The sequence below is a fragment of the Sphaerisporangium melleum genome (assembly GCF_014646695.1).
In the GTDB taxonomy this organism is placed as follows: domain Bacteria; phylum Actinomycetota; class Actinomycetes; order Streptosporangiales; family Streptosporangiaceae; genus Sphaerisporangium; species Sphaerisporangium melleum.
This window is the reverse complement of sequence record NZ_BMNT01000032.1, coordinates 81,137-100,794: the sequence shown is the minus strand read 5'-3', so window position 1 is coordinate 100,794 and position 19,658 is coordinate 81,137. Positions and strand designations below refer to the sequence as shown.

Below are 19,658 nucleotides of genomic sequence, written 5' to 3'. Positions count from 1 at the left end.
GCGCCGACGGCGGTGATGGTGCCGTCGCTGTTGAAGCGCCACTTCTGGTTGTTCTGGCCGTTGCAGTCCCAGATGATCACCGCGGTGCCGTCGGCGGTGCCGGCGCCGTTGACGTCCAGGCACTTGTTGCCGTACACCCGCAGCTCACTGGCGCTGTTGGACGTCCACTGCTGGTTGCTCTGGCCGTTGCAGTCCCAGATCTGCGCCGCGGCGCCGTTGGACTGCGAGGCGCCGTTGACGTCCAGGCACCGGCCCGAGGCCTGGCCCCGGATGGTGCTCGTCGCCGGCGGGTTGCCCGTGGGAGTGACCGTGGGAGTGGGCTCCGGCGACGGGTTGCCGGCCCCGAGCTGCGTGAAGAAGTTCCACACCACGGGCCTGGTCCAGGAGTTCTCCCCGGGCTCGAAGTCGCCCGACTTGCCGTCCGAGGGGTTGGGGGTGTGACCGGCGTCGAACGCCGCCCAGGCGACCGGATACCCGGCGCGGCAGCCGGAGTAGTAGGTGACGATGTGCGTCAGGCTGCCCTGCGCCGGCTCCGGCGGGTTCTGGGCCGTGCAGCCGTTGTTCCGGACGAACCTGTCGCGCAGCGACCGGCCCGTGGAGATGTTCAGCACCGGGTCCCTGAGGCCGTGCAGCCCGATGTAGGCGATGGGGTCGGTGCCGCCGCTGCACCCGCTGAGCTGTCCGCCGGAGTAGACCGCCACCGCGCGGAAGACGTTCGCCCGGTTACAGGCGAGCGAGTAGCTCATGCCGCCGCCGTAGCTGAAGCCCATGGCGAAGCGCTGGGCGGTGTCGACACAGAGGTCCGACTCGATCCGCCGGATCATGTCGTCGACGAAAACGGTGTCCTCGCCACCCGAATTCGCCCAGCCGTTGTTGAAACCCTGCGGAGCGACGAAAATGGCGGTGTTGTTGGACAGCGCCCGGATCCCGTAATAGGACCAGGGATAGCCACTGGTGCCACCGGAGTCGACATCATTGGCGGTGCCGCCGTTCCAGTGGAATCCGAAGATCAACCGGTAGGGCGTGTTGTTGTTGTAGTTGTCGGGGATTCGCAGAATGTAACTGCGATTCTTCCCGCTGGTAGTGATCGACTGCGTACCGCTTCTCAGCGTCGGAGTCTTTCCGCAACCGGCGGTGGGCGCGAGGGCGCTCTGCTTCGCGAGCGACGTGGAGGTGCTCGCACTGTCGCCCAGTGCCATCTGCGCCGACGTGGCCGAGACGATCAGCGCCGCGGCCGCGATGGCGGTGAAGAGGGACCGTTTCCTCAACATGACGCATATTCCTTTGCCGTTGCCATGGTGACATGCATAGCCAGGGAAGCCATTCCGCCGTCTTCTACGGTGGTGCGGGGACCGGCCGGCGGAATTCCCGGTTTCCGGCCCGGTGGACAACAGGGCGATGCCGTGCGAGGTGTTTCGCCGATCGCGCCCGGCCGGCCCGGCGCGCGGGTGCCGGCTCATCGGGTTCTGGAATACCGGCGCTCGCTCGACGCCGCCGATCGGATCTCCTTTCTTCCGGTGGCCGAGGCGGAGGTGCAGCGGAGCAAATATGACCGCGCCGAGAGCTGTCAAGATCCGGCCATTTGCCGGCCGCGGACCCTCCCGCGAGACGGTCCGCTCCTCCGGCATCTGGCCAGGGCGAGTGACCATGGCCACCACCGGGCATGGCTGTGAAACTTTCAGTGCCCGGCACCGAAACGTTCCGCCCGCGCGCCGCGCGGTGGGAGCGGCGCGGGGCGGGCGGCCATGGGGAGCGAGGGGGTGCGCGCGGGTCTCTCCGCAGCCGCGGCCGGGACGGAATCCGCTGTTGAGGGCGGGTGCCCGGGACGCCGCTCCCCTGGTCCGATCGTCCGGCGAACGCGGCATTCGGCACAGCCACCGTCGTTCGAATCGAGTAGCGTCCGAGCAGTCCCTTCGATTCCCAGAAAAGTACGACTCATAGCGCAGCGGCGCTCAGCGCACCCCCGCGATGAATACGAAACATTGGACGCCGGCGGCACGGGGACGGCGGGACATCAGCGGGATAGAGTGGCATTCTGCCTGGTCACTGGAACGAAATAACCAACAGTGGCCGGCGCCCTCATGTGCGTGTTCAGAAATAAGCCTTCTCAAGGTATGGATGAGCCTCGCCGCGCCGGTTGTAATCGCCGCCGGGCCCCGGGAGACCGCGACCGGAGCCCACCGGCGGAGGCGATGACGACGCGGCCGTCTACCGGGGGTCGCGGTGGCGGGCGCGTCGCCGCCGGGCGAGGTGGAAGGCCGCGTAACCGGCGACGAGGAGGACCAGACCGGCGATCGCGAACCACTGGTAGCGGCGCAGGGCGGCCTCGACGGCGACGAGATGGTTCCCGGCGAGGTAGCCGACGCTCGCCCAGACACCCACCCAGAGCGCCGCGCCGATCGCGTTGCAGAGCAGGAACCGGCGCCACGGCATGCCCGCCCCGCCCGCGACGATGCCGTTGAGCTGGCGCAGCCCTTCGATGAAACGGGCGACGATGACGACCTTGGCGCCGTGCCGGCCGACGAACTCCTCGGCGCGGGCGAGCCGCCGCGGGGTGATGAACACATAGCGGCCATACCGGGTGACCAGGCGGCGCCCGGCGGTGCGGCCGAGGAGGTATCCGAGGTTGTCGCCGGTGACCGCGGCGAGGAACGCCACGGCCACGACGGCCACGATGGACAGCCGCCCCTCTCCGGCGGAGACCGCGGCGGCGATGAGGACGGTCTCACCGGGCACCGGGACGCCGAAGTCCTCCAGCAGCACCAGCAGGGCGATCGCGAGATACCCGTACTCGCCGGCCGCCTGCCACAGCGCTGTCAGGATGGTCAGCGACACCGCGCGCACCCCGCTTCTCCGCCTTACGCTTCCCCCGGCCGTACCCCACGGTACGGGGCGCCACCTGCGGTCCTGCGGCGGCATCCCGCCCTCGCGGGGAGGGCGGAACGCGCCGCCGCCTGCGGGGGCGCCCCTGCCTCCGGGGCCCTCTCGTCACGCCGAGCGACCGATCTTCGCACCCCGTCATCACCGCAGGGCCCAAGCCGGGCCGCTGGGCGGGCGCTCAGGTGGCGTTGATAGCCTGCCGACTCCGGGCGGCGGGCATGCCACGGGCCCGGTGCCGCCGGGGGCCCGCGTCCGTGCGGTGCAGGCACATGGCGAGATCGGGGACCTTACCTGATGGGGCGGCTCGGGCGGATGCGGATCGCCCTGGGACTGGACGTCGCCGCGAGCGTACTCGTCTTCGGGCGGGTCCACGTCGTCCCGCGGCTGGACGCGACCGGGGGCGCGTTCGCCGCGATCTTCTTCTGCCTGTCGCTGACGCCGTCCCTGCTCCCGCGCTCCTGGCAGCTTCAGGGCCTCATCGCCGGCGTGCTCGCCGCGACCGGGTACCTGACCGGAGTGATCATCGGGGCGGTGGTCCGCCGCCTGATCCCCCGCCGCCCGGAGCCGGAGACCGCCCGCGCCGTCCGCCGGCTGGTCGGCCTGTCCGGCTGCGGCGCCGTCGCGGCCTCCCTGTATCTGGGTGTCCAGGCACAGCGCGAGATCTACCCGCTGATGGGGCTGCTCCCGCCCCAGCGGCTCGGCTACCTCGGGGTGCCGCTGGTAGCGGCCGGGGTGTTCCTGGTGTTCCTCGCCCTCGCCAGGACGCTCCGCCGGGCCGCCCTCGCGCTCGGCCGCTTCCTGGGCAGGTGGATCCCCCCGGCCGCCGCCCGGGCCGCGGCCATGATCGGGATCACCGTGCTGACCATCTCGCTGACCGAGGGCGTCCTCACCGAGGCACTGCTCCGCGGGGCCGACAGCAGCTTCGCCGCGCTGAACAGGGAGACCAGTCCGGGCACCTCGCCGCCGCGGGCGGCCACCCAGTCGGGCGGGCCCTCCTCTCTGGTCTCCTGGCCGTCCCTGGGCCTGGAGGGACGCGACTTCGTGGCCGGCGCGACCAGCGTGCAGGAGTTGCGGCGGTTCGGCGGGCGGGCCGTCGCCGCGCCGATCCGGGTCTACACCGGCCTGGACTCCGCCCCGACCCTGCGCGAGCGGGCCGCGCTGGCCGTACGCGAGCTGGACCGGACCGGCGCTTTCGCCCGCAAGGTGCTGTGCGTGATCACCACGACCGGGACGGGATGGGTGGACCCGCAGGCGGCCGCCGCGCTGGAGTACATGTACGACGGGGACAGCGCACTGGTCGCCATGCAGTACTCCTACCTGCCGAGCTGGCTGTCGTTCCTGGTGGACCGGGAGCGGGCGGTCGCCGCGGGGCGCGAGCTGTTCGAGCAGGTGCACGCCCGCTGGGCGCGGCTGCCCGCGGGGCACCGCCCGCGCCTGCTGGTCTTCGGCGAGAGCCTCGGGGCCTTCGGCGCGGAGGCGGCGTTCGGCGGCGAGCAGGACCTGCGCCGGCGTACGGACGGGGCGCTGTTCGCCGGCCCGCCCGACAGCAGTAGGCTGTGGCGCCGGTTCGTGGACGACCGGGACGCCGGCAGCCGGGAGGCCCTGCCCGTCTACCGGAGAGGCGAGACGATCCGGTTCGCCAACCGGCCGCCGGACCTGACCGCCCTGCCCGGGCCGTGGCCGCCGCCGCGGGTGGTCTACCTGCAGCATCCGTCGGACCCGATCGTGTGGTGGACGCCGCGGCTGATCTTCGAGAAGCCCGACTGGCTGTCCGAGGCGCGCGGGGATGATGTGCTGCCCAGTTTCCACTGGTACCCGTTCGTCACGTTCTGGCAGGTCACCGCCGATCTCGCGGTCTCACTGGAGGCCCCGCCCGGACACGGCCACGACTACGCGGGGGACGTGGCGGCGGCCTGGGCGAGCATCGCGCCGCCGCCCGGCTGGACCCCGCAGCGCACGGCGCTGCTCACCGGCCTGGTGCGGCGCATGTCGTCCTCCTGAACCTCGTTCGAGAGGTCATCCGGTGCCCGGGCGTGCGGTGGCGGGGGTGTTCCGGTGACTTTCCGGCGCGGCGGGACGGGTGGTCAGGTGGGCGAGCAGCTGCAGACGTTCGAAGGACGGCGAGTCCGGCTCGGCGTGGTAGGTGACCAGCATCTGCCCGGGCGCTCCGGGAAGCGCCAGCTTCTCGTAGCGCAGATCGAGCGGGCCCACCTGGGGGTGCACCATGCGGCTGACCCCGCTGGTCTTGTGCCGGACGTCCTGGCGGGCCCACAGGGTGCGGAACCGCTCGCTGTGCAGGCTGAGCTCGCCGAGCAGTTCCAGCAGCCGCGGGTCCTCGCCGGCGCCGCCGACGACGGACCGCAGGTAGGCGACGGCCTTGGCGGTCATCTCGTCCCAGTCGCGGTGGAACTCGCGCATCTCGGGGTCCAGGAACGCCGCGCGCAGGGTGTTGACGCCCGGCCTGAAGGCCGGGCTGAGGGCGATGGCGAGCGGGTTGGCGGCGAGCGTGGTCAGGTACCTGCCGTGGACGAGGGCCGGCGTGGTCGTCCACTGGTCGATCAGGTTCTGCACGGACGAGGCGACCCGCTCCGGCCGCGGCGCGCGGCGGGTGGCCGGGCGCGCGGGACGTGCCAGCTCGCGCAGGTACGCGTCGGCGTCGGCGTCCAGCCGCAGCGCGCGGGAGATGCCGTCGAGCACCTGGTCGGAGGGGTGACGGTCGCGTCCCTGCTCCAGTCGCAGGTAGTACTCCACGCTGATCCCGGAGAGCAGCGCGACCTCCTCGCGTCGCAGGCCGGGCACCCGGCGCCGGGACCCCGCAGGCAGGCCGACCTCCTCGGGGCGCAGACGCTCGCGCCGCACCTTGAGATATGCGCCGAGTTCACTCTTGGTCGCCATGCCCTCCAGGCTATGCGGCTTCGCGTTCCGCATCCTGTCCCCCCTGATACCAGGCTCCGCTCCCCGCGTGGACGCGGGCGAACGGAGGGCGTGCGGCGCCCCGGCAAGCGGGCCGCCATGCGCGGAGGCCCTCTCCCGGGGCGGGAACCTGCGGTTTCGGATATGCGACATGACACAAAGGCGACAAAGAGATAAGGACCGTAACCCCGGGGCGCCTGTCCAGAATCAGGCAAGCTTCCTGAACTTTTAGCTCTGGGGTCACCTTGTCATCACCTCCCTCCCGGGGACGCGCGCCGCTGGCACTGGGCGTCGCCCTCGCGGCGCTCACGGCGCTGGCCGCCGTCCCTCCCGCCGCCGCCTCCACCTCCCCAGGCGCGTCCGCCCGTGCTCTGGCCACCGCCGCACGCGCCACCGCGGCCTCCGCCGCCGGACGCACCGTCACCCTGATCACCGGGGACAAGGTGACCGTCGGCACCGCGCCGGACGGCACCGAGACCCGCAGCGTGCTCGGCCCGGACGGCCGTCCCGCCGACGCCGTCACCCACGCCGAGAAGGGCGAGACCTACGTCTACCCGCGGTCCGCGCTGCGCTACGTCGCGGCGGGCATGCTCGACCGGGACCTGTTCAACGTCACCCGGCTGATCGCCGACGGGTACGACGACGCGCACCGCTCGCGCCTGCCGCTGATCGTCACCTACACCGACGCCGCCGCGCGCGCCCGTACGGCCGCGCCGCCCCAGGGTGCCCGCGAAGTGCGCGCCCTGAGCAGCATCCAGGGCGCGGCGGTGGACGCCGACCGTTCGGCCGGCTTCTGGACCGCGCTCACCAAGGGCGCCACCCTCCCGGACGCCGCCGCGCGCGGCACGCAGGCCGGCGGCTCGCTGGCGGGCGGCATCGCCAAGGTCTGGCTGGACGGCAAGGTCAAGGCCGACCTGGCCGACAGCACCGCCCAGATCGGCGCGCCCAAGGTGTGGGAGAGCGGCGACACCGGCGCGGGCGTGGACGTGGCCGTGCTGGACACCGGCGTCGACACCGCCCACCCGGACCTCGCCGGGCAGGTGGCCGCCACCCGCAGCTTCGTCCCCGAGGCGTCCGTCGAGGACGGCGCGGGGCACGGCACGCACGTCGCCTCGACCATCGCCGGCACCGGCGCGGCCTCGGGGGGCAAGGAGAAGGGCGTCGCCCCCGGCGCCCGGCTGCACGTCGGCAAGGTGCTGGCCGACGACGGCGGCGGCCTGGACTCGTGGGTGCTGGCCGGCATGGAGTGGGCCGCCCGCGAAGAGCACGCCAAGATCATCAGCATGAGCCTCGGCGCGGGGCCCTCCGACGGCACCGATCCGATGAGCCTCGCGGTCGACCGGCTCAGCGCCGAGACCGGCGCGCTGTTCGTGATCGCCGCCGGCAACTCCGGCCCGGCGAACTTCACCGTCTCCACCCCCGCCGTGGCCGACGCCGCGCTGGCCGTCGCCGCGGTCGACTCCGCCGACGCGACGGCCGAGTTCTCCAGCCGCGGCCCGCGCCCCGGCGACTGGGCCCCCAAGCCGGACATCTCCGCCCCCGGCGTCGACATCCTGGCCGCCCGCTCGCAGTACTCGCTGGAAGGCGAGGGCTACTACACGACGATGAGCGGCACCTCGATGGCCACCCCGCACGTCGCGGGCGCCGCCGCGCTGCTCGCCGCCCAGCACCCCGACTGGACCGGCGCCCAGCTTAAGGACGCCCTGGTCAGCACGGCCAAGCCCGTGGAGGCCGCGGTCACCGACACCGGCGCCGGACGGCTGGACATCGCCGCGACCAGCGCCGCCAAGGTGTTCGGCACCGCCAGCGCGTTCGCCGGGTTCCACGGCTACCCGACCGAGCCGGGCGCCACGAGCGAGAAGGAGATCACCTACACCAACGCGGGCGACGCCCCGGTCACCCTCGACCTGGCCACCCGGCTGACCGGCGCCCCGACCGAGGCGTTCACCCTGTCGGCGCCGCGGGTCACCGTTCCCGCGCACGGCACCGCCACGGTGAAGCTCACCGCCGTGCTGGACCGCGTACCGGCCGACACCCCGGTGACCGGCACCGTGGAGGCCACCGACGGCGGCGCGGTGCACGTCCGCACCACGATCGGTGTCTCCAAGGAGGGCGAGCGCCGCAACCTCACCCTCACCGCCAAGGACCGGTCCGGCGAGCCGCTGAGCGGCACCGTCATCCTGACGGCCAAGGGCTTCTTCCTCCCCCTCTACCTGGACGCGACCGGCACCCTCGACCTGCGCATCCCGAGCGGCACCTACACCGCCTGGCTGGACGCCGATCTGACCGGCGCGCACGGGCCGCACTCGCTCGGCCTCGGGATGCTCGCCGTCACCGACCTCGTGCTCGACCGGGACCGGACGATGACGTTCGACGCGCGCAAGGCGCGGCCGATCACCGCCGTCGGACCCAAGGCGAGCACGCTGAGCGGCATGCGCTTCGACATCTACCGCGGCGTCTCCGACGGCGACTACACCGCCTCCAGCCGGTGGCCGGACCTTGGCTACGACAGCGTGTGGACGCTGCCGACCGGCCCGAAGGTGCGCGTCGGAGAGTTCGAGGCCGGCGGCCACTGGCGGCTGGAGCAGCCGGCGCTGACCGTCTCCGCCGGGGACCACGCCTACGACGACCTGATGGTCCACCGCGGCGCCGCACCGCTGCCCAAGGGCCGCCACACCCTGGAGGCGGTCTTCGCCGGTGACGGCGACGCGGCCGCGTACCGCTCCCGCCCGGTCGCCGGCAAGGCCGTGGTGGTCAGGGACGGCGCCGTCTCCCGCGAGGACCAGGTCGCCGCGGCCGCGGCCGCCGGGGCCAAGCTGCTGCTGGTCGTCGCCCAGGGCTACGGGCGGGTCCAGCCGTGGGACGACGGCGTCTACCTGCCGCCGAACCCCGCGCCGCTGACGGTGGCCTCGCTCGGCCAGGACGAGGGCGAGAAGCTGATCGCCCGCATCCAGGGCGGGCGGCGCACGCCGCTGGAGGTCACCTCCAACCCGGTCACCGAGTACGTCTACGACCTGGTGCACCACTTCACCGGCGCCGTGCCCGCCGAGCCGGTCTACCGGCCCAAGGAGAGCGAGCTGGCCCGCCTCGCGGTGTCCTTCCGCAACTACCGGCAGGGCAAGGCGATCGAGAACCGCTCCGACTTCTGGCGGTTCGGCTACACCACCGCCAGCAACATCGGCGGGTTCACCGCTCCGGCCATCGGCGAGCGCACCGACTACGTCACGGGCGGGGTCGCCTGGCACGAGCAGACCAGCCTCTACCGTGAGGTGCAGCAGTACAACCCCAAGGTCACCTACCGGGCGGGGACCACGACCGACGTGCACTGGTTCGGCCCGATCCACCGGCCGCGCACCGAGGCCGAGACCACCCCGCTGCGGCTGGACGACACCATCCACGTCGTGATGCCGGGCTGGGGCGACTCCGGCGCCGGCCACATCGGCCGCAGCCTGTACAACCAGATGGTGTCCAACTCGCTGAAGCTCTACCAGGGCGGCGCCCTGCTCGGTGAGGCATCCTACGACCAGCTGGCCGTCCCCGGCCTGCGGCCCGAGCGGCTGCCGTACCGGCTGGTGTCGGAGAACACGCGCGGCGAGTGGGCGAACCCGTACTCGACCTCCAGCCGCACCGAGTGGGGCTTCACCTCCGCCGCCACCGGCGGGCCGGAGGAGATCGCGCGGCTGCCGCTGATCCAGCTCGACTACGACGTGGACACCGACGTGTCCGGCCGGGCGCGCCGGCACGCCTCGCTCGCCGTCACCCCGCTCCACCTGGAGGACGTGCGGGGAGCGGGCGCCATCCGCGCCGCCACGCTGGAGGTCTCCTACGACGACGGCGCCACCTGGCGCACCACCCGGCTGCGCAAGGACGGCACGACGTGGCGGACCGACCTGGCCGCCCCGGCGTCGGCGTCGTACGCCACCCTGCGGACCACCGCCGCGGACTCCGAGGGCAACACGGTCTCGCAGACCATCACCCGCGCCTTCGGCCTGAAGTGACGCGCGGGGCCGGGAGCCGCCGTCCGGAGATCCACCCGATCTTCGGACAACGGCTCCCGGCCCTTCTTTCGACCCCGGCCACGCCGGACCGCCCGTGGCGGCGTACCCGCCCCGCACGGCCCGGTGTGGCCGTCGTCGTTCCCGGAGGAGGTGCCCTCCGGCGGCCTACGCCCCCGCCTCGGCGAACCGGAGGGCCGGATCGAGCTCGGTCAGCCCGAAGCCGAGCTGGCTGTACAGCTCGAGCTGGTCGAAGTACTCCCGGTGCGCGATGATCTCGCCGTGCTCCGCGAAGGTCGAGCAGGTGGCGCGGAAGACCACGCGGCGGCCGCTCCCCTGCACCTCGCGCCCGTCGGGCAGCAGGAAGGGCCCCTTGTGGGTGCCGGTGACCGTCCATTCGGTCACCGCGGGGTCGTCGGCTTCCGCCAACTCGAACACCGGCGTCAGGTGGAAGTCGGGGAAGGCCGTGAAGAGCTGCTCGTAGAGCCAGGCGATCTGCTCACGTCCCTCGGTGATCCCCGCGGGCGCGACGTAGACGGCATCCGGGCTGTAGCAATCGAGTATCTGCTTCATGTCATGTGCGTTGATCGCATCGCACAGGCGATGCTTCAGATCCCAGTTCTCAGACATAACGCTGGTCCCTCGCAGGCTGCTTGGGTCTGGACCACCGTACCCGGGTCACGGTCAACCCGATCTCCTGCTCAGGTCCCGACTCCGCCATGGAACGTCCTCGCGCTCGTATCCGGATCCACGCCGGCGCCAAAGGCACCTCCCACGGGAGCCTCCTCCCGGCGCCCGTGGCCGTGGCACGCGCCCGCCGCCGTCCCTGCGTGCGGGACGGCGGCGGGCGCGGGCACGGGCTCAGCCGGTGATGCTGGGACGGCCGTTCTCGATGTGGCCCATGAGGCGCCGGCCGAAACTCGCGTCCTGCTCACAGGTGATCCGCGCGTCGTACCAGCCCTGCGCCTCCTTGGCCGGCCAGGGAACCCGCCGGCTCTCGCCGGGCCGCAGGACGACGGCGAGGTCACGCTCGTCGTAGGCCAGCGCGCGGACGCGCAGCCTCACCCGCTCGGTGCCCTCGTTGACCAGCAGCAGGGTCAGCCGCAGCGCTTCCCCGTCGACCTGCGCCGAGACCTGCACCCCGGCCGCCGCTCCGGCCCGCGAGCCGGAGAACTCCCTGCGGAAGCCGTTCGGGCCGGTCAGCACCAGCTCGTAGCGGTCACCGGGCACCGGCACGACCCGTGTGGTCTCGCCCAGCACGTCGGCGTGCAGTGGCGCCGGCAGCTCACCGGCGTACGGGTAGACGGCCATGTGCGCGCTCTCGGTGCCCCGGTTGGCAAGGGTGAGGCGCAGTTCGGCACCGTGCAGCCGGGCCGAGGCCTCCGGCTGGTACGGCAGCGGGCGGGCCCGCCGCACGCCCTTCTCCTGCACGGGCATCCGCTGGTCCGCGGGCGGGGCGGGACGCCAGCGTCCGGTGAACGGCGGTACGGGGGCGGGGTGCGCAGGGGTGGGGCGCGACCCCGCCCTGGTGAAGTCGAAGGCCGAGGTGAGGTCGCCCGACACCGTGCGCCGCCACGCCGAGATGTCGGGGAAGCGCACCTTCAGCCAGCTCTCCAGGAAGCGGACCGTGGAGGAGTGGTCGAACACCTGGGAGCAGGCGTACCCGCCGATGGTCCACGGCGACACGACGACCATCGGCACCCGGACGCCGAGGCCGATCGGCTTGCCGTCGTAGAACTCGTCGGTCCGCTCGGCCGGCGGGCGCGGCGGCGGCACGTGGTCGAAGAAGCCGTCGTTCTCGTCGTAGGTGATGAACAGCGCAGTGGAACGCCAGACCTCCGGCGTCGAGGCGATCGCGTCCAGGATGTCCCAGGTGATCTGGGCGCTCTGGATCGGCGAGGAGGCGCTGGGGTGCTCGGAGTCGGCCGCCGGCGGCACGATGTAGCTGACCTTGGGCAGCCGGCCTGCCTCGACGTCCGCGCGGAAGCCCGCGGCCAGCGTGCCCGGCCGTCCCCGGCGCAGCGCCCGCTCGTAGAGCGAGCGCTCCTGCGGGGTGAGCGCGGCGACGCCCTCCTCCAGGCGGGCCAGCATCGCCTCGCGGTCGGCGTCGGTGGCCGCCCGGCCGAGGGCCGAGTAGAAGGAGTCCATACTCTGGAAGTCGCCGCGCAGCGCCTTGCGCGCGATGCGTCGGAAGGCGGCGAAGAACTCGAGGTTGTTGTCCTCGTAGTTGTCCCACTCCTGGTAGACCTTCCAGGAGTGGCCGGCGGCCTCCAGGACCTCCCCGGCGTTCGCCCAGGTGTAGCCGGCGTGGGTGTCCTCGTCGTAGGCCGAGTTGTCGATGGCCCGCTTCGTGGTGCCCGGCTCGTAGCCGGTGTGCCCGCTGACGTGGTAGTTGCGGTTGGGGCTGGTCGACGACAGCACCGAGCAGAAGTAGTGGTCGCAGATCGTGAAGCTGTCGGCCAGCTCGTACTGCAGCGGGAGGTCCCGGCGCTCGTAGTAGGCCATGGTCGCCGGGCTCTTGGCGGCGACCCAGCCGTTGTGCCAGCCATCGGCGGCGGCCTGCTGGCCGTCGCCCCAGCCGTGCGGCAGCGCCGAGATCCACTGCAGGTCCTTGCCGACGATCCCGGCCGCCTCGCGTACCGGGAAAGGCAGCACACGGCCGGCGCCGTCCGGCTGCTCGAAGACCGGCCGGCCATCCGGCAGCGTGACCGCGTTGCGGTCGCCGAAACCGCGCACGCCGCGCAGCCTGCCGAAGTAGTGGTCGAAGGACCGGTTCTCCTGCATGAGGAAGACGACGTGCTTGATCGCCGACAGCCCGCCCGAGGGCGCCGGCATGGCCATGGCGGCGTGCACGGACGGCGGCAGCACCGAAACCGCTGCGGCGCCGGCGCCGGCGGCGAGGAACCCTCGGCGGGACAGGCCCTGGGACATCGTGGTCCTTTCTGCTGGGGCCGCCGATCTTTCCGGCGACCTGGACATCCCAGTGCCTGCGCATAGCAATATGACGACGTACAACGGCATTTCTGATTAACCGTTGACGAACCTCGGCCGCGCGGCGAAGCGCCGGGGCGCGGCGTGCCCGCGGGGAGGGCCGCCGCTCGTGGCCCTCCCCGCGGTGCGATGCCCTCTGGGGATCAGTACACGAAGACGCTGCCCGCGTTGAAGGAGATGCTCGAGTAGCTGCCGGGGTACAGCGGAAGGGGGGTGCCGGTGCAGTCGGTGTTGGTCCACAGCGTGGCGATCGTGCTCGCGGTGTTGATCGCCGAGTGTGCCCGTCCGGAGCCCCAGCCGTGTGCGACGAGGTCGACGCAGACGCCCGCGGGAGGAGTCAGCGACTGCGCGGTGAACCTCGCGCCGGTGTACCCGGTGTCCTCGAATAAGCAGAGGGTGCGGGTGAACTCGCACGTCCCGGCGAGCTTCGAGGCCGACGAGGCGGCAGCGGGGGTGGCGAGGCCTCCGGCGAGTAGCGCGGCGGCCGCCAGCGACGCCGCGACCGCGAACCTGCCCTTGAGGTTGAATTTTGAAGCGTTCACTTTCGCTCTCCCTTTATGCTCGATGAAACCCTGACGGCGGCGACGGGAATGGATTTCCGCCGGCTAAGCGCATAACGCGGCAGCGCATGCGCGCCTCTGCTCGGCAAGCGTTTTCGGCCACGCGGGACCGGCGGAACGAGTGCCGGCGCGACCGGCGGCCGGAATGCGACGGGAAACCTCGCGTCCCGCACGGCGGGACACGCGTAAGTGCGCCGCACCGGCCAGGTGACCGGCGCGGACCCGACTACGGCTAAGGTTCGAAGGGGAATTCGGGAGGACGGGCGCGATGGGGCGTTGAGCGGCTGCGCCGTGCCCCGCGACGGTTCGATGGAAAGCGGTCCGGATGGCCCATGGCTCGCCAAGGGGCCGGTTTCGTGGCTCTCAACAGTGCCTTTCTCACACTCACGGCGTCCCCGTACGCAGTCGAATGGTGGAGAACAAGGAATCACTTACCGAGCAGTCGAACGCGCAAAAAAGTAACACATCATTGACTACATCCGCAACACCCCTGACAAGCGGCCATTCGCGGGAATTGCGGAATTGCGCGCCGGACATGAAGTCCGCCCCGGCGACCGGAAGGTCTCCTCGCGCACCCGGACGCGCCCCTCCGCCGCCGGAAGGTCGCACCGGGAGAGGCGGTGCGACCCCCGGCGGCCCGGCGGCGGGGAGCGGATCTCAGGCGATGCCCGGGGACGCCGGGGTGAGCGCCACCGCCGCCTCGGCGGTGTGGACCAGGAAGGTCAGCGTCTCCTGGAAGTACAGCTCGATGCTGTCGGCGTCGTGCGACAGGTAGCCGATGGACAGGTCCTGGCCGATGCACAGCTCGAAGTCGCCGCCCCGGCTGGAGAGCAGGAAGGCCCCGTCGATGGCCGGCGCCCAAATGATCTTTCCGTCCAGCAGGCGGGCGATGTGCTCCAGGACCGGGTACCCGTGCACGGCGGTCTCGCTCACGGCGGTGTACGCGTCGGCGCTCAGCACCAGGTCGTACGGCCCGCCGACACCTGCCAGGCGCAGCGCCGAGATGGCCCGGCTGACCACGTCGGGGTAGTCGCCCGCCTCGGCCGGCAGGGTGAGCGCGGGGTTGGAGGAGCTCTCCCGGATGCCGGCGATGCCCGCCGAGGCGTACCCCTCGAACACCGCGCGGTCCTCGGCGAACGCGATGCGCTTGGCCGCGTCCTTCACCGGCTGCCAGTCGGCGTCCTTGGCGCCGCGCTCGACGTCGTCCACCTGGCGGCGGTCCACGGTGAACGGCACCCGCAACTCCAGGATCGGCTGCGAGCGCCGGGTGCGCGCGACGACGCCCGGCGCCGGCGGCTCGACGGAGTCCAGGTGCCCCGTCGAGACCGCGGCCAGCGTGAGCCCGGCCGGCTCGGGAACGTCGACGACCCGCCGGCCGGCCACGTGGCGCTTGAACGTGCGCCGCGCCTCCTCCTCCAGGTCGGCCCACGCCGCGTCGGAGATGGGTGCCAGCTCGCGGTGCAAGTTGTTCATCGGGACGTGCTCCTCTTCAGATCGCCGATGCGCAGGGACCCGTCGTACGGGGCCTCGTTCTCGGTGGTGGTACCGGCTCCGGCCGCGGTGCCGGCGCCGGGGGGCTCGGGAAGGTCGTCGAGGAAGTCGAGGCTGGGGACGAAGAACAGCGTTCCGGTGATCGCCTTGGAGAACGCGAGGATCCGGTCGTGGTTGCCGGCCGGGTCGCCGAGGAACATGTTCTCCAGCATCCGCTCGGTGACCGCGGGGGTGCGGGCGTACCCGATGAAGTAGGTGCCGAAGACGCCTCTGCCGACGTTGCCGAACGGCATGTTGTCGCGCAGGATGCGCCGCTCGGTGCCGTCGGGGTCGGTGATCGTGGTGAGCGCGACGTGCGAGTCGGCCGGCTTGACCGCGTCGTCCAGCTCGATGTTGGACAGCTTCGTCCGCCCGATGACCTTCTCCTGCTCGTCCACCGTCAGCGCGTTCCAGGCCCGCAGGTCGTGGACGTACTTCTGCACGATGACGTAGCTGCCGCCGGCGAACTCCGGATCCTCCTCGCCGATCAGCACCGCCTCGCTCGCCACCGGGCCGACCGGGTTCTCGGTGCCGTCGACGAAGCCGAGCAGGTCACGCACGTCGAAGTACTTGAAGCCCTGCACCTCGTCGCGGACCACGACGACGTCGCGAAGACGGTCCATGATCTGGGAGGCCAGCTCGAAGCACAGGTCGAGGCGCATCGCCCTGATGTGGAACAGCAGGTCTCCGGGGGTGGAGACCGCGCGGTGCTCGGGGCCGTTCAGCTCGCGGAACTCGTGCAGCTCGGCCGGGCGCGGCCCGCCGAACAGCCGATCCCACGCCGCCGAGCCGATGCCCGCGACGCAGCTCAGCCGCCCCTCCGGCGCCCGGAAGCCCACCGAGCGCTGCAGCGCCGGCAGGTCGGTCAGCAGATCGCGGGCCGCGGGCTCGCCCCCCGGCGAGACCGTCACCACCAGGAAGATCGCCGCCGTGGTCAGCGGGCTCAGCACCGCCTGCGGCACCGCGGGCCGGCCCGGCGGCCCGGCGGGCACCTGCTGGGTCATCTCCACGCACTCCCCCCACTCGCACCTCGAAAGCACAAGGGTGTCAGCCTCTTCCCCTGGTGCCCACCCCGGGGTGGCCGGTTCCGGCCGCCCGTCCGGCGGCCTCCGCCACTTCTCCCGCCGCGTCCGCCCTCGCCCCACCGGCCGCGCCGGGACGGCCGGCGTCATGGACCGTTCATCCGCCCGCCCCGCCACGCACCCTTGCACCGGCCGGACGTTCGCTTCACGGGCAGCGTTGATCATCCAGGACGGCGGCCGGCGCACCCGGATCGCCGCGCCCGGCACGAAGGTCTCCGTCAAGCCGGATCCTGCCTTCGCGGGACGGCTAGGCGAGTTCCAGGTGGGGGTGGGCTTCGCCGCCGGGGGTGAGGCCGTCCCGCTGGAGGAGCCGGGTCACCGCCTGCTGGGCGGTGACCACGTCCTCAAGAGCGCCGCGCAGGCCGGTGAGCGGGGGGACGCCGTCGGTGACCATTTCGTGGAACGCCGCGAGCTCCCGCTCGAAGGAGCCGGTCACATCGCTGTAGGACAGCCGGCCGTCGGCGCCGACGTCGGTGAGCCGGGCGGCCGCGCCCGGCAGGTAGGGCGTGGGGAAGACCACCTCGGAGGTGCCGGTCGCGTGATGGACGGCGACGGTCTCCCGGTAGGCCGGGTAGTCGCTCAGGTAGTGCCAGTGCACGGCGTACCGGCCGCCGGCGCGCAGCGGTCCCGACAGTTCCACCGACCGGCCGCCCGCGCCGGGCCAGGTGGTCGCGTGGTCGACCTCGGAGGGGCCGCCGGCGAGCAGGCGCAGCAGCGACAGGTCGTGGCTGATGCTGTTCATCGTGGTGGTGTACAGCCACCGCGCCTCCTGGTGCGCGTCGCCGATCGCGGCGCGCACCAGCGCGTCGTCCTGGGCGCGCAGCCGGTCGGTCACCTCGGCGGGCACGTCGGCGGGCGGCGCGGGGAGGCGGGCGAAGGCGAGCTGCGACCGGTCGCTCGGCCGCAGCACCGTCACCTGGACGGCCCGCACATCGAGGCGGCGCCCGGCCATCCGCTGGACGGCGGGGTCGTACTGCTTCATGTAGCCGACCATGAGCCGGGGCCGGTCCGGATCCTCCAGCGCCGCGATCTCGGCCACCTCTGCCCGGGTGTAGGCGAGCGGCTTCTCGCACAGCACGGCGTGGCCCCGGCGCAGCGCGTCCGCGACCACCCGGCCGTGGGAGCCGGAGGTCAGCACGAGCACGGCGTCGAAGCCGCCCGCGTCCAGCATGGCGGTGACGTCGGTGTAGCGCCGGGCCACGCCGTAGCGCACGGCCGTCCGGGCGGTCAGCGTGGCCGACGGGTCGCACAGTGCCACCGTCTCGAACAGGTCGCCGCGCCGCTCCAGCATCGGCAGGTGGACGAGTTGCGCGATGGCGCCGAGCCCCGCGACGGCCACCCGGAGCCTCACCGGCCGGCGCCCCTCACGCCGCGGCGCGCGAGGGCGCCGCTCCCCCGTGTTCCGCCGACCGCCACGCGTCGTCCCCGCTCTCCGTCTCGCCCCGGGCGGACCGGCCGGGCGCGGACCTGCCCGGCGCCTTCTCCGCATCCCCGAGGATAACGGCCGCCGGCAGGGCGCCGGGCGGTCCGGCCACCGGGATCAGGCGCGGCTGGAAACCGGTGTCCAGAGGCGGTCGATCTCCTCTTCGGCCGCCGCGAGGCTCTTCTCGGCGAGCGGGATCAGCTCGGCCATCCGCGGGTCCACCGGAGCGAGCGTGAGCTCGGCCGAGATGAACCGGGGGTGCAGACCCGTCATCGACAGGCCGTGGGGAAGCCACAGCTCGGCGTGGTTCCACCCTTCCTTCGGCGTGCCCGGCCCGTACCCGCCGCCGCGGGTGGCGATGACGATGAACTCCCGCTCGCCGAGCAGCGGGGCCCCTGTCGCGTGGTCGAAGGACAGGCCGCCCGCGATCAGGTGGTCGACCCAGGCCTTGACCGTGCTCGGCACTCCGAAGTTGTACAGCGGCAGCCCCAGCAGGACCGTGTCCGCCTGCTTCACCTCCTCGACCAGCCGCTCGGTCAGGGCCCAGGACTCGGCCTGTTCCGGGGTGTGCTGGTCCGGCGGCACCATGCGCGCCAGGCCGCCCTTGGCGTCCAGGTGCGGCAGCGGGTCGTGGCCGAAGTCGCGGTAGATGACGGTCCCGCCGGGGTGGGCGGCCTGCCAGAGGGCGGCGGCGCGGGCGCTCAGCCTGCGGCTGACCGAGCGGTCGCCCTGGATGCTGGCATCGATATGAAGTAGGTGAGACATCACTCATTACCCTTCGATGGATAGCTTGTGCCGCATCAATGATTAGCGTCGAGTCGACCCTACGTCAAGTGGGCTAGAATCGGGTCATGACCATCCCGACGGCCGATGACCAGCCGACCGAGAGCTCGGGTCCCCTGCTGGAACACCTGGCGCGCCTGCTGCGGCTGCGCACCGAGAACCTCCTGACGCCGCTCGGCCTGCGCCCGCGCCACTTCGTCACCCTGACCCTGCTGCGGGACGGCGGCGGCACGACGCAGCAGGCACTCGCCGCCCGGCTGGCGATGGACGGCACGAACGTCGTGGGGTTGCTCAACGAGCTGGAGTCCGCCGGCCTGGTGGCCCGCCGGCGCTCACCCGAGGACCGCCGGCGCCACATCGTCGAGCTCACCGACACCGGGCACGCGACGCTGACCCAGGCCGAGTGCGCCGTCGTCGCGGCCGAGGAGGAGGTCCTCGGCTTCCTCAGCTCCGAGGAGCGGCACCTCCTCTACGCCCTGCTGCGCAAGGCCACGAGCGAGACCGAGGTCAGGTGCACCGAGGCCGTCCTCTGACCGGCGCCTTCCCGGCCTCGCCCTCCCGCTCAGCCATGGGACGAGAGTTCGCGCACGCCGGGCCCGTCAGGCCGTCACGACCCGCCCCGGAGCGGCGTACAGGATGCGCGCGGCCGGCGGTTCAGCCGATGCCGGTGTCGCCGTCCACGTAGACCCAGGCGCCGTCATGCCGGCTGAAGCGACTGCGTTCGCGCAGCTCACCGGGGGTGCCGCGGAAGGTGTAGCAGGCCCGGAAGGTGACCGTGCCCGCGGTGTGGACGGCGCTGCCTCCGGAGACCTCCTCGATCTCCAGCCCGCTCCACCGCATGCCCCGCTCGAACTCGACCCGAGGCGGCCGGGTGGCGGGGTGCCAGGTGCGCAGCAGGTAGGCCTCGTCCTCGACCGCGAAGGCCGCGAAGCGCGAGCGCATCAGCAGCTCGGCCGTGGGAGCGGGGCGACCGGCGTGGAACCGGCCGCAGCACTCGCCGTAGGCGGCGGGCAGGCCGCAGGGGCAGGGGCGCCGCGAGCTCGGCGAGTCCGTTCCCGCGCCACGCGATGACGCTCCCTGGCCACGCTGGGAGGCGCCGCCGGGACGCGGGGACGTGCCACGAGGACGGGAGCTACCGGTCACCCTGCCGAGGCTATCCCGTCCCGGCTCCCGGCGCGGTCCCCGCGCCATCCCGCCCCGAGGGCGGCGGACGCGGCGCGCTCGGATGGAATCGAGAAGGCGCCCGAGCCGGAGCCCCGCCTTTCGGGCCTTTCACGTGGCGCGTCGCGTCGTTGGCGGGAATGCGTCACGCCGCCGGGCCGGTCGGCGGCGTACGGGACCGTGCGCCGCGGTGGCGCGTGACGGCGCAGGTCAGCGGCCATGCACCGATGGCCGTATTCCGGCGAACCCATACAGGCGGCGAAGGTCGTGTTAATTCTTGTTTAAGACGGTTTGTCCAACTATTGCGTCCAAGCATCTCTGCCATCACGATTCTCGGCGG

14 protein-coding genes are annotated in these 19,658 nt (G+C 72.5%); 3 read left to right on the top strand and 11 right to left on the bottom strand.

All coding sequences use genetic code 11. The features are described from left to right. Together IEY93_RS26315 and IEY93_RS26310 are read right to left on the bottom strand one after the other, a co-directional pair. Positions 1 to 1,271 (bottom strand): ricin-type beta-trefoil lectin domain protein (locus IEY93_RS26315; RefSeq protein ID WP_229691493.1); only part of this gene is annotated, 1,271 nt, incomplete at its 3' end. Between the two features lie 937 nt (positions 1,272 to 2,208). Further along, complete coding sequence (locus IEY93_RS26310; protein ID WP_229691492.1) at positions 2,209 to 2,835, bottom strand: DedA family protein; 627 nt, start codon at positions 2,833 to 2,835, stop codon at positions 2,209 to 2,211. A 339-nt stretch (positions 2,836 to 3,174) separates the two neighbouring features. Here IEY93_RS26310 and IEY93_RS26305 point away from each other — a divergent pair, with 339 nt between their 5' ends. Then, entirely contained in the window at positions 3,175 to 4,881 is a 1,707-nt protein-coding gene (locus tag IEY93_RS26305; protein ID WP_203968859.1) for an alpha/beta hydrolase, read from the top strand. Positions 4,882 to 4,896: 15 nt separating this feature from the next. On the opposite strand, the gene IEY93_RS26300 is transcribed toward IEY93_RS26305, so the two are convergent. Then, positions 4,897 to 5,775, bottom strand: a complete 879-nt coding sequence (locus tag IEY93_RS26300) for a helix-turn-helix domain-containing protein (RefSeq protein ID WP_189165801.1) — start codon at positions 5,773 to 5,775, stop codon at positions 4,897 to 4,899. A gap of 263 nt (positions 5,776 to 6,038) precedes the next feature. Between IEY93_RS26300 and IEY93_RS26295 the strand changes: the two genes are divergently transcribed. Continuing rightward, positions 6,039 to 9,791, top strand: coding sequence for a S8 family serine peptidase (locus IEY93_RS26295; protein WP_189165800.1), 3,753 nt, complete (start codon positions 6,039 to 6,041; stop codon positions 9,789 to 9,791). A 165-nt stretch (positions 9,792 to 9,956) separates the two neighbouring features. On the opposite strand, the gene IEY93_RS26290 is transcribed toward IEY93_RS26295, so the two are convergent. The 7 genes from IEY93_RS26290 to IEY93_RS26260 form a co-directional block, all read right to left on the bottom strand. Next, a complete protein-coding gene (locus IEY93_RS26290) occupies positions 9,957 to 10,418 on the bottom strand; it encodes an ester cyclase (RefSeq protein WP_189165799.1) in 462 nt (153 codons plus the stop codon). 231 nt (positions 10,419 to 10,649) lie between these two features. Further along, entirely contained in the window at positions 10,650 to 12,719 is a 2,070-nt protein-coding gene (locus tag IEY93_RS26285; protein ID WP_189165798.1) for a phosphocholine-specific phospholipase C, read from the bottom strand. A 203-nt stretch (positions 12,720 to 12,922) separates the two neighbouring features. Beyond that, positions 12,923 to 13,321, bottom strand: coding sequence for a peptidase inhibitor family I36 protein (locus IEY93_RS26280; protein ID WP_189165797.1), 399 nt, complete (start codon positions 13,319 to 13,321; stop codon positions 12,923 to 12,925). Between the two features lie 675 nt (positions 13,322 to 13,996). Further along, positions 13,997 to 14,812: a family 1 encapsulin nanocompartment shell protein gene (locus IEY93_RS26275; protein ID WP_189165796.1), complete on the bottom strand. Its 816-nt coding sequence runs from the start codon at positions 14,810 to 14,812 to the stop codon at positions 13,997 to 13,999. Then, entirely contained in the window at positions 14,809 to 15,873 is a 1,065-nt protein-coding gene (locus tag IEY93_RS26270; protein ID WP_189165795.1) for a Dyp-type peroxidase, read from the bottom strand. The genes IEY93_RS26275 and IEY93_RS26270 overlap by 4 nt, the downstream gene beginning before the upstream one ends. 325 nt (positions 15,874 to 16,198) lie before the next feature. Then, positions 16,199 to 17,302, bottom strand: a complete 1,104-nt coding sequence (locus IEY93_RS26265; protein WP_229691490.1) for a Gfo/Idh/MocA family protein — start codon at positions 17,300 to 17,302, stop codon at positions 16,199 to 16,201. A gap of 189 nt (positions 17,303 to 17,491) precedes the next feature. Further along, the gene (locus IEY93_RS26260) at positions 17,492 to 18,139 is read right to left on the bottom strand and encodes an FMN-dependent NADH-azoreductase (protein WP_189165793.1); all 648 of its coding nucleotides are present in this window, start codon (positions 18,137 to 18,139) and stop codon (positions 17,492 to 17,494) included. Between the two features lie 86 nt (positions 18,140 to 18,225). Here IEY93_RS26260 and IEY93_RS26255 point away from each other — a divergent pair, with 86 nt between their 5' ends. Next, on the top strand, positions 18,226 to 18,690 hold the full coding sequence (locus tag IEY93_RS26255; protein ID WP_189165792.1) for a MarR family winged helix-turn-helix transcriptional regulator: 465 nt from the start codon (positions 18,226 to 18,228) through the stop codon (positions 18,688 to 18,690). Positions 18,691 to 18,811: 121 nt separating this feature from the next. On the opposite strand, the gene IEY93_RS26250 is transcribed toward IEY93_RS26255, so the two are convergent. Then, positions 18,812 to 19,300: a YchJ family protein gene (locus IEY93_RS26250; protein ID WP_307837613.1), complete on the bottom strand. Its 489-nt coding sequence runs from the start codon at positions 19,298 to 19,300 to the stop codon at positions 18,812 to 18,814. Positions 19,301 to 19,658 lie beyond the last annotated feature (358 nt).